Raw genomic sequence first — 13,724 nt, 5'->3', positions numbered from 1 at the left:
CCCTTACCTTCTCGATCCAAACCTTTCAAGTGCTCTTGCAAGGAAATCACCCGGGACGAGGTCGGCGCCGAGCAAGCCGAACCGGTCGGGCCAGCCGCTTCGCGCGGTCGAAGACGATCGCCAGCGCGGTGACCTCCTCCAGGAAGGGACCGTCCTGGATCTGAACCCCTGGGGTGCTGTCCCAGGCACTTAGTGGCCGGCTCGCACAGATCTTGCAGTGCGCCATGTGGCCCTCGCGCGTCCTGACGGTGTAGCCGGCAACAAACAGGTCCGATCGCAGACTGATGATGCTGTTCATCGCGCAACGGTACAGCGAGGCCCTTTCCCCAGCATCCGCTATTCAGAGGAGCCGAGCCGGGTGCTGGGTTGTGCACTTCGATTGCCTCGCAAGACTCGATGACGAGACGGCGTCACGCCTCAGCGGCTAACCGCTCCAGCTGATTGAGCCGGCTGATTAGCTTGGCAGGAACGCTCGTGCGCCGACAGTTGACGCGTAGCGGCCGCGGCAAATGCACGTGCGCATATCGCAGTTCCCCTGTGCGCCGGATCGCTTCTATGGTTCCGCCCAGCTCGCGCCAGCGTCGATTCACCAGGCGCAGACTGGAGGTGTGCATCGGTGCCCGCTCGCGCATCACCGCCTCCCCGCGGCCGGGCGGCGGCGAGCCTTGATAGGCGTCGGCACACCGGCGATCTCGTCCCATATCCGGTTCGCGCGCTTCGCGGCCGCAGTGCCCGGCACCACCTCGTCATCCAGATAGCAACTCGCCCACAAGAAAGGCAGTTGCAGTTGGTACAGGCCTACCCCGTGGCGCTCGCGCACGAAGTGGCGCACGTAGTACAGCGGGTCGTCGCGCACCGCTTCCATGGCCAACAGGGGACTGGCAGGCATATCCTCCAGAATGCCGCCCGACAAGCGGTCAGAGGCGTAGCGCGGCACCTCCAGCAAATCCAAAAGCCTGTCCGTGCTGCGCAGCAGCAGGATCACTCGCGTGAAAAAGGCATCACGCACGAGGTTGTGCTGCACCAGCGTGTCGCGCAAGTCCTGGGCCGTTGCAAGGCGCAGCTCGATGTTTACGCTGCGTGAATCGAGCCGCTTGAACTCGCCGGCGACCAGGCGCTTTGCACGAGTCGACATGCGCCAGCCTTGCAGGTCTTCCCGCACGTGCGGCAACTCTCGGGCCAGTATGTGGTCAAGAAAGCGTGACCGGGCTAGGAACAGCCCGTCGGTCTGGTCATGGAAGGCCTGCCAGAGGCGCTCGGGTACGTTGAAGCTGATGGGCGATCGTGCAGCGGGGGCGGGCTCCAGGGTGTCATTCATATCGGCGGCTCCTTTGATGTGCCGACTCTGCCGCAGAGGAGTTCCTCTGTACAGGGTCGATTTTCAGAGGCCTAACCTGCCCTTTTGTGCCCGTGAAGCCCCACGTCTGTCTTCAGCTGAGGATCTGCCGGACTCAGGCCAAGCCTGAGGCGTTCGCGAGCGCTCTGCGGCAGCCAGCACACAGGCGTCGAGGCAACCTCCAGCACTTACGACGCGTAGTAAGCGTGATCGATGTGTGAGCGGCACAGCATACTGTATATTAATACAGTATGCTGCAGTCGTCTTCCAGCTCCGCGACCGAGGCATTCGCCTTCCGCGTCCACGGCGCGCAGTGGACCGGCACCTCATTCTGATTAGCGGCCACGCGGTAGCAGTCCGACGCTGCGAGCACGTCTGCTGGGCGGTGCGGACGACTCCGCTGATCTGCTGCCTGAGCTGGTTTACGCTCAGGTGCGGCGGTTCTCGGCCAATGGAATTGTGATCACCGGCATCGAGCAGCTCGCCCGCGGGCCGCATAGCAAGGCCAACGTGATGCGCCACCGACAGACCTGGTGGTGCATGGTCCACACGCTGTCGGCAGCCCAGAGCGTGGGATTGGGAGACGTAGTGGAGGATGAAGTCTTTGATTCGGCACCTGGCGGCAGCCTGCAGTTCCTAGCCGTCCCGCAAACCCTCTGAGAGGTCGCTCGAGCTACAGCCCTCGTCGGCTTTGGGCGGCCTGTTACCTTCGGCTGCCTCATCTGGTCGGCGCAGCCGCGTTGCTGATCGCTCTTGAGGCCGGCGCGGAAACCATCACCGGTCGGGTCGTCGGCGTTGCAGGAGAAGCACGGTGGACCTCACCAGGAGTCGAGAACCCGTCGCGAAGGCCGGCGGACGGGATGTGGTTGGAGTTCATTTGCGGCTCACCTGGGGCACACGGTTCTCAATGGATTCGCGCAGCGGCGAGGGTAGCGCCTACTCAGGCCGCGGCACTACAGGCGACCGTAGCGCGCCCTGCACCACCGCAGGTGAGTAGATCCTCTCCAGTCGCCGTACGGTGAAGTGCACCCGGCTGATGTTCTGGAAGTGGTCGGTGAACGCCAAGTTGACCAGCGCGCCGGCCACCGCGCCGATCACCGGCACCGCCTGCGCGGCCGCCTTTTCGGTCACCTGGACGTTGAACCGGGTGCTGATCATGGCAATCAGCCTGACGAGCGCCGGGGCGCCCTCGGTGCTCATGCCCTTTTGGGCAATGTGCGCGGCTGCGTCGCGCGCACTGCGTTGGCCAGGAGCGCCCGGAGTGGCGAAGTAGCCCGTCTCGGCGCCGTCATCGCTTCTGGACGTGCCGCCGAGGGCGAATACCTGCAGGCAGGCGAGCTTGGTTTCGGGCTCAGGCAAGTCCTCGCCGCTGGCCCGTGCCATGCCCGCGATGCTGCAGCACATGATGGTCGAGAAAACAGGCAGCCATACGGCTTCGAGTACACCGGTTCACCTGATTTCTCACTGGCCTAGCTGTTTGTCATCGCAGATAGGGACAGACGTACCAAATAGGGTACTGGTTCAGGGATTTCAACGGCAACACGGCGGGCACGAACGGCAACTGGTTCATTTCGGGAATCAGTCAAGGATCGCAGAAGGATCTCTTCGGCTACAGGATGCGGTTCAAGACCTATGTGGCGCCGCTCACCTCCTGGAGCTTCAGCGGCTTCTTGGCTCCCCTTGAACCATGGCCGGCGATCAACGAGCTGCGGGCCGGCGCGGTGGTTCCCGTGAAGTTCAGTTTTGGAGCCAACAAAGGGCTAGACATCTTCAGCGCCGCCCCCTCCAGCGTTCTCGCGAACTGCGACGGTTCCGTGCCAGCGGGCTTTCCCGGCGAGTCAACCAACAGCCCTGGCCAGTCGGACCTACGATACGACTCGACGACTCAGCAATACACCTATCTCTGGAGAACGGGGAAAAACTGGAGGGACACCTGCCGCCAGCTGGTGCTGCGCTTCAAGGATGGAAGTACGCACATCGCCAACTTTCAGTTCATAAGGTAGTTGAGGCAGTAATGGGCTGGGCGCGGCGCTGCTAGTCCTTATACCTACAGGCTTGCCGGACGGCCCGTGCCCGTGCCCGTGCGCAGCCGCGCCGCAGCACGATTCCACGCCGATCTATAAGGATTCAAGTGCGAAATTGTACGCTATGTTTTTAATAGCGCATGGGCAGTTGGCCCTATAAGGATCGGTCTACGGATCGGCAGTCGATGCAGGCACTCCCTAGCCCGTCCACCATCCTTCTAGGACTTCCACCTCCTGCGGCGCGGCTGCAGGAGGTCGCCAATTCCCGTTCGCGGCATTCAGGCACCGCCGCCGTACCTAATTTTTCTGGTCAGGCGTTTGCGACCGGACTTCGTTCGCCACCCGATTCGCATACAGCCCGCGCCACCTTCGGGCTGAATTGGGCCATGTTGCGTAGCGGGCACTTCCCCCCTGCCCGTCCGCGAAGCGCTCGCACATGTCCAACCCATAATGTGGGACAGCTCGCGAACTGAGCTGGCTAGCTTCGATAACGCTGCCTCGCCCAGCTACCCTGCAAAGGCGCTCGGCCCTTCGTCCTGGGCTAAGCGGTACGGATGGCAGGACAGCAACCGGGCACAGTTGCGAGCTGCTTGCGGCGCACGGCGGAATCGACTGAACCGACGAAGCCGACACGCCCGGCTGGAGTCAGTCTGGCAGCTTTACCCTGCGTTCGATCATCCGCAATAGGGGCCCCAGGGCCATCGATATAAGTTGAACTCCGACCCGTAGTGGGGATGGTCCGGGAAGACTTTTCAGCAGCGGCGCCGAGAGTTGCGCCCACGAAACTCGGTCCTGCCCCGCGCGGAGGACTTGCGACGCCCGCCCGCCACCCGCGGAGAAGACAAGCGACCCGCGAGGATAAGCCGTCCGTGCGCATAAGAGAGTGTTGCCGCTCTCGATTAGCACCACCCTACCCGCCCGTTGGTACCAGCCACCCGCGCAAGTCGCGGTCAGCGCCGAAGCACCAGAGTCGCGACCGCCCTTACGGGCTTACTTGGCGCCTCCTGTCACGCGACGCGGTCAGGAGGTTCGCCGGGGCCGAGACCGCCGCTATGGCCTGGCAAAGAAAAACTCCTACCTTTGCCGTCGGCGGCAGCGGTCTGCCTCCCTCATTCGGGCTCGACTTTCGTGTCGCGCACCAGCTTGGCCCAGGCCTCCTTGTCTTCGCCCAGCATTTGGGCGAACTGGGCTGGCGCCAGCGGGTTAGGCACCAGCCCGCGATCGGTGAGCGCCTTTTGCACTTCGGGCACGGCCATGGCCTTGGTCCAGGCCGCCGCCAGCCGCTCGCGCACATCCGCCGGCACCGCCGCCGGCGCGAGCAGACCGGACCAGGTCGTGATCTTGTAGCCCGGCAGGGCCGCTTCGGCCACGGTCGGCACGTCCGGCAGCACCGAAACCCGGCGGTCCGCGTCGGTGGCCAGCACCTTGAGCTTGCCGGTGCGGATGTGCTGCAGCGTAGGCGACACGCCGTTGAACATCAGGTTGACCTGGCCGCCCAGCAGATCGGTCATTGCCGGTGCGCTGCCACGGTACGGGATGTGGGCGATGTCGACACCGGCCATGCGCTTCAAAAGCTCCATGCCCAGGTGCTGTGAGCTGCCCGGGCCCACCGATGCGTAATTGAGCTTGCCGGGGTTGGCCTTGGCGTACGCGATCAGTTCCTTCAGGTTGTTGGCCGGCAGCGACGGGTGCGCCACCAGCACAAACGGATGCAGCGCCGCCGAGCCGATCGGGGTGAAGGTGCGCAGCGGGTCATACGGCAGGCTCTTAATCAGCGATGCGTTGGCGGTGAAGGCGCTGGACGTGAACAGCAGCGTGTAGCCGTCGGCCGGCGCGTTGGCCACCGCCTCGGTGCCGATCACGGTGCTGGCCCCCGCCTTGTTCTCGAACACCACCGGCTGCTTCAACTCGGCCGAGAGGTGCGGGCCGATCACGCGGGCCACGATGTCGGTGCCGCCGCCGGCGGGGAACGGCACCACGATGCGAATCGGCCGCTCCGGGAAGGCGGCCAGGGCGGCGCCGGTGCCCAGCGCCGCCAGCAGGGCAATGCTCAGGCGCCGGCTCACGCCGGAAGCTCGGGTGGAAAAACAAGCCATGTCTCGTCTCCTATGTAGTGAAAATAAAGAGAAAAAGCAGCGCCCGTGCGCTCAGGCGCGAAGTTCGTTTCGATAAAAGCCGAGCATCTGCTGTACCGGCTCGTCGGACACCTCCAGCAGCCGCAGCCCGGTCGCGGCCACGATCCGGTACTCGTGCCAGATCGGAATCGCCACCAGGTCGCCGCGCTCGCAGTCGAACAGGTGCTGGCCGACTTCAACCTGGCCGCGACCCTGCGTGATGGCGACCAAACGCGAGGCCGCATCCCTGCGCAGCGGTGTCCGGGCGCCTGCGGCCAACTCGTGGACCGTGAGGGCGATGGTGCGCATCGAGGGCGTGTCCAGCCGCACCGAGCGCACGCCGCCCTGCTGCGGCACCTGCGCCAGCAGCCGATCCTGGTCGGCCGCGGAAAAGCGCATCGGCGAAGCGGCCGGCTTGTGCTCGACCTGCTGGAACTGCTCGGGGTGCGGCTCGAAGAACATCGACTCGAGCCGATGCACCAGCGGCACATCCAGGAAGTCGATCCAGTAGGCGTCGTGCTCGCCGTGATCGAAGTGGCTGTGCCAGCACCAGCCGGGCGTCAGCAGCACGTCCCCAGGGACCATCGGCAGTTGCACCCCGTCCACCACGGTGTAGACCTCTTCCTTCGCGTCCAGCACCAGCCGCAACGCGTTGGGCGAGTGGCGGTGGGCACGGGCATGTTCACCCGGGCGCAGCATCTGGTAGGCGGCCACCAGGTTGGGCAGCGACGCATAGTCGTTGTCGGCCACCGGGTTGAACATCAGCAGGTTGCGCCGCTCGGCCTGTTCGGTGCCGATCCACTGGGCGGCCAGGTCGATGTAGCGGCGCGCCTCGGCATAGCGCCACTGGCGCGGCTCGAAAGGCGTTTTCGGCTCCTTCCACAGGGAAGGGCGGGCCTTGTGCCAGCCGGCGGTGTAGCGCTCGCGGTTGAGCACCGGGTAGAGCTGCTCCAGGCTGCCGATGTCGGCGCTGTCGATGGGCATCGGTTCTCCTCTTGCGGTTCTTAGCTGGCCCGCACGAACTCGTACGGCTTTTCGAATACCACGTTGGCGCCGCGCGTGCCCTGCACCACCGGAATCGACATGCGACCCACGTGCTCGACTTCGATGGTGATGACGTCGCCGTCGCGCACCGGGCCGACGCCGGCCGGCGTGCCGGTGGCGATCAGGTCACCCGGGTACAGGGTCGACGCCGAGGAGGCCACCGCCACCATCTGCGGGATGTCGACGATCAGGTCGCGCGTGTTGGCCTGCTGGCGCAGCTCGTCGTTGACCCACAGCTTCATGCCGATGTCGGCCGGGTCCGGCACCTCGTCGGCGGTGACGATCCAGGGACCCACCGGCGTGAAGGTGTCGTACGACTTGCGAAACACCCGCTCTTCCTTGCCGCGCACCGTCATGTCCAACAGGCAGGCATAGCCAAAGACGTACTCCATGGCCCGCTCGGGCGGGATTTGGCGGCCCTCCTTGCCGATCACCAGCGCGATCTCGCACTCGTGGTGGACCTCGCGGCCGGCCAGCGCCGGCAGTTCCACCCGGTCCGAAGGACCGGCCAGCGAGGAGTTGGACTTCAGAAAGTAGCCCTGCACGTTGGCCAGGCCCTTGGACGCCATCTCCTTGGCGTGGTCATGGTAGTTCACCGGGTAGGCCATCAGCTTGTTGGGCCAGGGCACCGGCGTTTCCAGCCGCACCGAGTCAAGCGGCACGCCGGCACCGCCCTTGATGCGATCGGCAATCGCCGGGCGGAAGCTGTCGAAGTCGCGAATGACGCGGCAAATGCCGGTCGGCGGCCAGGCGACGGGGTCTTCCCGAACGATGTCGGTGATGTCGAACACGCGCTGGGCGTCGACCACGCCGACACGCCCGCCGTCGAAGCGAATGAGTTTCATGAGTGAATTCCGTTTGCCAAGTCAGACCGGGGCGCGAAAGCCTGCAACCGTGTCCCAGATGTCGTTGACCTGCTCGGGCAGGGCCTCGCCGCGCCAGCAGACGCTGCCGTCCGGGCGCACCAGCACCAGGGCGCGCTCGTAAAGCGCCCGGGCGCGCTCGTTGACGTCGACCCGCTTGAACGGGATGCAGCGCTCGGCGGCCGTGCGTTCCAGCGCCGCCGTGTCCGGCGCCCCCGGCAGGGCCACCAGCACATAGCCGGTGCCGTCGAACAGGTCCAGCGTGGACTTGCCCGGCTCGAGCCATACATGCGGTGCGCGGCAGCCCGGCCAGGTGGATTGGCTGACGATGCGCGGGTCGTCCGGCGGCTCCGGCGTGCCGTCGGGCACCACGATGAAGGAGTCGCTGTAGCGATAGCCCAGGTGAAGCCCGGCCGTGTTGAACTGCTTGGAGGTCTGGCGCAGCCGCCGTCCGAACGCCTGGCGCAGTTCCTGCCCCTGCGGGGTGTCATCTTCCAGGCCGGCGGGGGTCACCTTCATCATGGCGTCGATGCGGTCCGCATTGGAGGCCGCGGCGATGGTGTTGCGGATCGCGATGGCGCGGCGCTCCCACTCGTAGCTGTCCAGCAGGTGCGGCCCGCCCCAGCCGCGCAGCGCGGCGGTGAGCTTCCAACCCAGGTCGAATGCGTCGGCGATGCCAGTGTTCATGCCGATGCCACCGGTGGGACAGAACAGGTGCGCTGCGTCGCCGGCCAGGAACACGTTGCCGGCGCGGAAGCGGTCGGCCACCGACTGGTGGTGCGACCAGTGCATCACCTGCAGGATCTCGAACGGAAAGTCCGCGCCCATGGCGTCGCGGATCTGCTCGGCAGGGTCCCGTTCACTGCCCTCGGCCTCGCCTTCAAGCACATAGTTCTGGTAGTTCCAGATCTCGCCGCCGTTGATGTTGGTGAAGACGCCGAACGCGCCCGGGCGGAAGATGAAGTACAGGTTGGCCCAGCCGGCTGCTGTTGCGTGCTCCAGGAACGCCTTGCTGCGAAACAGGTAGCTGACGTTGCGGCGCATCGCGCCTCGGCCGGTGTAGGGAATGCCCAGCGTCGCCTTGATCGCGCTACGCCCGCCGTCGCAGGCCACCAGGAAGCGAGATCGCACGGTGGTCTCCTGCCCGCTGGCCAGGTCGCGGATGACAGAGGTGACGCCACCGGCGTCCTGCTCGAAGGCGACGAACTCGGTGCCGTAGCGCACGTCCGCCATACCTTTGTCCAGCAGCCAGCTTTTGACGATGGGCTCCAGGGCGTGCTGGCCGATCTGCACCTTGTAGTACGGGGTCCAGGCCGACTCGGGCAGGTCGGTGCGCATCTCGCGGTGCGCCGTCATGTACTGGTTGGGCGAGGGGCTGTCGTGCGCGTGCAGCAGCTTGCCCGACAGCCGGGTGGCGAACACGATCCGGTAGCCGTGCTCGCGCGGCAGGCTGCTGCGCACGATCTGCTCGTCCAGACCGAGGCGCCGGTAGTACTCCATCGAGCGCGAGCCCAGCAAGGTGGCTCGCGGGTGGGCGGTCGGCTCGGTGCGCGTTTCCACCACCATCGAGCGCACGCCCTTGGAGGTCAAGTCGGCCGCCAGGGCCAGTCCCGTCGGCCCGCCGCCGACGATCAGTACAGGGGTTTCCAGTCGTTCCATCTCGTGTTCATCTGGCCGCTCCGGGCCGTTTTGAGAACGTCGGTTCATTGATCTAGAACAACGTTCTGAAGCGGAGAGTAGCGTATTATTGAAACGCGGGAGCGTCAATTCAGAACATCGTTCTATTTTATGGAGAGGAAATGGCAACCGAGGACCCAGACAAGGAAGACCGGGGTGTGGCCACGCTGCAGCGCGCGCTGGCGATCCTGTCGACGTTCGAGGCCAGCACCACCCAGTCCCTGGCCGAGTTGTCGCGGCGCACCGGCCTGTACAAGAGCACCCTGCTGCGCCTGCTGGGCACCCTGGAGAAGTTCGGCTACATCGGCCAGCAAGCCGATGGCAACTACCACGTGGGGGTGGCTGCCCTGCATCTGGGAAGCCTTTACCAGCGATGGATCAAGCCGGCTGAACTGATCAACCCGGTGCTGCACAGTCTGGTTGAGCAGACCGGCGAAAGCTCTTCCTTCAACGTACAAGAAGGCGAGCTGCGCGTGTGCGTCTATCGGGTCGACTCGACCCACAAGATCCGGGACCATGTCCGCGTGGGCGACCTGCTGCCGCTGCACCGCGGCGCCGGCGGCAAGATCTTGCTGGCCTTCGGCCGGGAGGCGGCCGCCCCGAGGTGGGCCGAGCTGCGCCGTTCCTGCTTTAGCTTCACGCGCGGGGAAATTGAAGCGGACACCGCAGCCGTGGCGGCCCCGGTGTTCGGACCCGGCGACGCGCTGCAAGGCGCGCTTGCCATCACCGGCCCGGCCTTCCGGTTCTCGGATGAGCGCATTGCCTCCATGCGCTTGCCGATCCTGCGTGCTGCTGTTGACCTCACCCGCGACTTTGGCGGCAACACAGCGAAACTGGATGCGGCAGTCCACTTGGCCGCCCAGGCCGGCGAAAGCATTGCCGTGTAGTCCGGGCGCGAGCGGACCACGATTCTCTCGACCCCGTGCGCCGCACGGCGGTCGGGATCTCTGGCAACCTTGTGACCTTCGACGCCCTTCTCTGATGGATGGCAACCATCGCCCTCGTTGGCTGCGTCAAGTCCAAGCGCCCGCACCCGGCGCCCGCCGAGGACTTGTATACCTCGGCACTGTTTCGTGCGCTGCGCGCGTACGCGCGCCGCCACGCCGACCGCTGGTTCATCCTGTCGGCCGAACACGGCCTGCTGCAGCCCCAGGACGTGGTGCAGCCGTACGAGAAGACCCTGCTGACCATGGCCAAGCCTGCACGCCAACAGTGGGCGAGCAAGGTCGCCACTCAGCTCGACGCAGTTCTGCCGGCAGGATGCCGGCTCATTCTGCTGGCCGGCCAGCGCTATCGGGAGGATCTGGAGCCGCTGCTGCAGGCCCGCGGCCACCAGATCGACGTTCCGCTGCGTGGGCTGCGCCTGGGCGAGCAGCTGCGCCAATTGCGCAAGGAGGCGGCGCTTGGCAACTGAGGCACTGCTCGACCGCTTCTACGCGATTCTGGGCGCCCTGGAGCAGCGCGGGCAGGGTCAGACCCTGGGTAGTTACTCTGGCAGGTCCGGCCTACCCAAGCGCGGCGTGTACTTCTTTCGCGAGCCGGGTGAGTTGAGACGCGACGGCAGCACGCCGCGCATCGTGCGGGTGGGCACCCATGGCTTGGCGGAGGGGGCGAAGTCGACGCTCTGGGGGCGGCTGCGAACGCACGCGGGTACCCGGTCCGGCGGCGGCAACCACCGTGGTTCGATATTTCGCCTGCACGTCGGCGCGGCGCTGTTGGCGCGTGAGGATTGCAGCCTACCCAGCTGGGGCAGCGGCAGCACCAGGCCGACCGAAGTGAGGTCCAACCCTGCCCTTCTCGCAGCCGAGGCAGGCATCGAGCGGGCCGTCTCGGCCTACATCTGCTCCATGAGCATCTTGTGGGTGGCCGTGCCCGACGAACCCGGCGCCTCCAGCCAGCGGGGCTACATCGAACGCAACGCGATCGCGCTGCTGTCCAACCGCTTCGACCCGCTTGATCCGCCCAGCGCCGGCTGGCTGGGCCATCACAGCGCTCGCTCAGAGATCCGGCGCAGTGGCCTGTGGAACTTCAACCACGTCGACGAGGCCTGCGATCCATCGTTCTTGGACGCGTTGGAGGGCATGGCCGAAGGAACATGACTCCACAGCAGTGGGGAAAAAGCTCTTCCACGGAATCCTCCTGCGAGCAGCATCTTGACACGGATGAGCTTCGACCGGAAGCTCCCTGCTGTTGCTTTTGGGTTGGAGCTTGACATGGCAGGACGACCCTGGACGGTAGCCCGGCTGGAGGACTTTGGGCGGACCCGGTTGTCGCGATCGTTTTTCATGCGGGACTTCCTGTACTCAGAGATCTCGCAGATCGAGGGCATCCCGAATGTGCCGGACGACCCCGAACTGGCGATCGAAGCGGGCAAGCGCCTGTGCCAGGAGGTCCTGGAGGCCATTCAGGAGCGCTTTGGCCGAATCGCGATCCGGTCGGCGTTCCGGGCCGCTGCAGTCAATGCCCGTGGTGCGGCTAACAAGAACCAGTACAACTGCGCCTCGAACGAAGCCAATTACGCTTCCCACATCTGGGACCATCGGGACGCTGCGGGGCACATGGGAGCGACGGCCTGCATCGTCGTTCCGGCCTTCCTGCCCTATTACGAGAGAACCTTTGACTGGGCGGCTCTGGCCTGGTGGGTTCACGACAACGTGCCTGGCTACTCGCACATGCAGTTTTACCCAAAGCTCGCCGCTTTCAACGTGAGCTGGCACGAGCGTCCTGAAAAGCGCATCAGCAGTTGGATGACGCCGCGCTTGCTGACCAAGCCGGGAATGGACAACCACGGCGGCAGTCACATCGACAGCTATCGTGAAATGCTCGGAGCGGTGGGGATGAATCGGGAGATCTGAAAGTGGACGACGTGATGCCTGAACCTCGAATCACGCTCTTGGAGAATGTCGTGCCATGGGAGTACCGCGGGTGGGATCGCAAGGAAGATGTCGAAGTGCCCGGGTCGAGCGCACCGGAGGTGGGAGCATGAATCAGCAATTGGACGAGAGCACGCTGCAGGCGCTTAACTGCTGGGAGGACGTGGACTACGTCCCGGTCAATCCCCTCATGACACAGTTTAAACGCAGGGCTCGGCTGCAGCAGACGCAGTGGCGGATAAAACAGCAGCCGACCATCACGGAAGGCACCCACCCAATCTTCTCGAATTCCAAGCCGACCCGTCCGCTTGGAAGCCGGCTTTGCTGGCAGGGAGCTAAGGACAATGGTCACAACTTTCTCTTCCCCGAGATCGCCGACATCGCGCGCGAGCGAGTAAGGAAGGAGAACAAAGGACCAGGCGAGATGTTGAATCAGCATCGCCTGTTCGCCGACCTGCTGTCCTCGATGCCGATGTGCTTCAACCTGTTCGGCCCCTTGAAGAAGGACCCGAAAGGGCTGGCTACTCGCGCGGTCAAGCGCTGGTGGCCGCACGTGCCAGGCACGGTGACAGACGTGTGTTTCGAGTATTCACCCGGTCGCAGAAACGGTCGATTCCTGAACAATGGCAGCGCCTTTGATGTGGCGTTCAAGCTCGAACTACGGGGCGGGCGCAAGGGCATCTTCGGGGTGGAGACGAAGTACCACGAGCACGCCGTAAGGGAGAAGCGTCCCCGCAAGGGAGCCAGCAGGAGCAGCGTTATGAGTCGCAGCTGAAACGCTATCGAACCCTGACCAAAGAAACCCGTCTTCAAGGACGGCGCCGCAGACAAGATCATCGATAGCCCAATGCAGCAGGTCTGGCAGGACCACCTACTGGCCCTCAGTATGCGGTTCGATGATCAGAAGGAGTGGGCATGGGCGGGCTTCGCACTGGTGTTCCCGGCCGGCAACGTGAGCTACACCACTCTCGCTGCCGACTACGGCCAGTTGCTGGCTGACACTTCCACCTTTACCGCAATAACACTGGAGGAGATGCTCGCAGCGGATGTGCTCAATCCCAAACACGCCGAAGCGTTCCGCGAGCGGTATTTCTGGGCTTGAGCAAATAGGGCCAGCGCAGCATCGGCGGCCACTTCAAACAGAGAAGTCATCCGAAGCGCGGACGGGGACACCATGGCGCTGCTGCGCGAGACAGAGCCGGTCAGGTTGCGGTTGACCGGCATTTTTGACGCTCCAGAGCGGCTCCAAGCGCGCCACTCGCTTCCTTTATGCCACTCTGGCCGCTTGATCTTGCGCCAGTCGGGGCTGCGCACCCCGAGCTGATAGGTGCTGTCCTTGCGCTTGGCCATCACGCCGTCGATCTGCAGGCCGGCGCTGGCCATATTGGCGAACAGATTGGCATCGGCCGGCAGGTCCTGAACGAACAGCAGCGATAGGTCACGGCCGCCCAAGAGCTTGAGCAATTCGCGCAGTAGTTCCTTCCGCCGTGTCAGCGTCAGGTCCCCGGTGGGCTTGCCGTTGCACACCAGTAGGTCAAAGAGGCAAAACGTGACCCGGTGCACGCCGGGATACCAGCGCCGACAGCGGGCGCGCTCTTGCAACAGGTTGAAGTCGCTGGTCCCATCCTCGCGCAGGACGCACACTTCGCCGTCGAGCACATGCGGGCCGCCGGTCAGGCTGGCCAGCGCGCGCATCACCTCTGGGAACCTTCCGGCAGGCTTGGTACTGCGTACCGGCACCTTCCACAGGCAAGTGAGCAAGCGCAAGTTGGGTTCGACGCACCAGCAACGTG

Annotated in this window: 14 protein-coding genes and 1 pseudogene; 7 read left to right on the top strand and 8 right to left on the bottom strand. The window is 64.9% G+C overall.

Annotation, left to right across the window (positions count from 1 at the left end):
* Positions 1–46 precede the first annotated feature (46 nt).
* On the bottom strand, positions 47–298 hold the full coding sequence (locus tag PE066_RS19115; protein ID WP_271234114.1) for a hypothetical protein: 252 nt from the start codon (positions 296–298) through the stop codon (positions 47–49).
* Positions 299–631: 333 nt separating this feature from the next.
* Positions 632–1,318, bottom strand: a complete 687-nt coding sequence (locus PE066_RS19110; RefSeq protein WP_271234113.1) for a hypothetical protein — start codon at positions 1,316–1,318, stop codon at positions 632–634.
* Positions 1,319–1,795: 477 nt separating this feature from the next.
* On the opposite strand from PE066_RS19110, the gene PE066_RS19105 reads away from it, so the two are divergent.
* On the top strand, positions 1,796–1,996 hold the full coding sequence (locus PE066_RS19105; RefSeq protein ID WP_271234112.1) for a hypothetical protein: 201 nt from the start codon (positions 1,796–1,798) through the stop codon (positions 1,994–1,996).
* Between the two features lie 276 nt (positions 1,997–2,272).
* Here the strand turns inward: PE066_RS19105 and PE066_RS19100 are convergent, their stop codons facing one another.
* Positions 2,273–2,719 carry an EcsC family protein gene (locus PE066_RS19100; RefSeq protein WP_271234111.1) on the bottom strand — a complete coding sequence of 149 codons (447 nt, stop codon included), beginning with the start codon at positions 2,717–2,719 and terminating at the stop codon, positions 2,273–2,275.
* 233 nt (positions 2,720–2,952) lie between these two features.
* Here PE066_RS19100 and PE066_RS19095 point away from each other — a divergent pair, with 233 nt between their 5' ends.
* Entirely contained in the window at positions 2,953–3,339 is a 387-nt protein-coding gene (locus PE066_RS19095) for a PxKF domain-containing protein (RefSeq protein WP_271234110.1), read from the top strand.
* A 1,130-nt stretch (positions 3,340–4,469) separates the two neighbouring features.
* Here the strand turns inward: PE066_RS19095 and PE066_RS19090 are convergent.
* From PE066_RS19090 to PE066_RS19075, 4 genes are read right to left on the bottom strand one after another with little or no spacing between them, the layout of a single operon-like run.
* Positions 4,470–5,456, bottom strand: coding sequence for a tripartite tricarboxylate transporter substrate binding protein (locus PE066_RS19090; RefSeq protein WP_271234109.1), 987 nt, complete (start codon positions 5,454–5,456; stop codon positions 4,470–4,472).
* A gap of 51 nt (positions 5,457–5,507) precedes the next feature.
* A complete protein-coding gene (locus PE066_RS19085; protein ID WP_271234108.1) occupies positions 5,508–6,458 on the bottom strand; it encodes a cupin domain-containing protein in 951 nt (316 codons plus the stop codon).
* Between the two features lie 20 nt (positions 6,459–6,478).
* Positions 6,479–7,363 carry a fumarylacetoacetate hydrolase family protein gene (locus PE066_RS19080; protein ID WP_271234107.1) on the bottom strand — a complete coding sequence of 295 codons (885 nt, stop codon included), beginning with the start codon at positions 7,361–7,363 and terminating at the stop codon, positions 6,479–6,481.
* A gap of 21 nt (positions 7,364–7,384) precedes the next feature.
* Entirely contained in the window at positions 7,385–9,040 is a 1,656-nt protein-coding gene (locus PE066_RS19075; RefSeq protein ID WP_271234106.1) for an FAD-dependent monooxygenase, read from the bottom strand.
* Positions 9,041–9,180: 140 nt separating this feature from the next.
* Here PE066_RS19075 and PE066_RS19070 point away from each other — a divergent pair, with 140 nt between their 5' ends.
* From PE066_RS19070 to PE066_RS19050, 5 genes and pseudogenes are all read left to right on the top strand, one after another.
* Positions 9,181–9,945, top strand: coding sequence for an IclR family transcriptional regulator (locus PE066_RS19070; protein ID WP_271234105.1), 765 nt, complete (start codon positions 9,181–9,183; stop codon positions 9,943–9,945).
* A 98-nt stretch (positions 9,946–10,043) separates the two neighbouring features.
* The gene (locus tag PE066_RS19065; RefSeq protein ID WP_271234104.1) at positions 10,044–10,472 is read left to right on the top strand and encodes a DUF6884 domain-containing protein; all 429 of its coding nucleotides are present in this window, start codon (positions 10,044–10,046) and stop codon (positions 10,470–10,472) included.
* Complete coding sequence (locus tag PE066_RS19060; protein ID WP_271234103.1) at positions 10,462–11,157, top strand: hypothetical protein; 696 nt, start codon at positions 10,462–10,464, stop codon at positions 11,155–11,157. The genes PE066_RS19065 and PE066_RS19060 overlap by 11 nt, the downstream gene beginning before the upstream one ends.
* A 63-nt stretch (positions 11,158–11,220) precedes the next feature.
* A complete protein-coding gene (locus PE066_RS19055; RefSeq protein WP_271234102.1) occupies positions 11,221–11,913 on the top strand; it encodes a hypothetical protein in 693 nt (230 codons plus the stop codon).
* Positions 11,914–11,968: 55 nt separating this feature from the next.
* A pseudogene (locus PE066_RS19050) lies at positions 11,969–12,964 on the top strand (PGN_0703 family putative restriction endonuclease); the annotation flags it as partial.
* Here the strand turns inward: PE066_RS19050 and PE066_RS19045 are convergent.
* Complete coding sequence (locus PE066_RS19045; protein ID WP_271234100.1) at positions 12,910–13,626, bottom strand: ATP-dependent DNA ligase; 717 nt, start codon at positions 13,624–13,626, stop codon at positions 12,910–12,912. The pseudogene PE066_RS19050 and the gene PE066_RS19045 overlap by 55 nt on opposite strands.
* Positions 13,627–13,724: the final 98 nt, after the last annotated feature.

Source organism: Ramlibacter tataouinensis, from assembly GCF_027941915.1.
GTDB lineage: Bacteria > Pseudomonadota > Gammaproteobacteria > Burkholderiales > Burkholderiaceae_C > Ramlibacter > Ramlibacter tataouinensis_C.
This window is presented reverse-complemented; position numbering and strand designations above follow the sequence as displayed.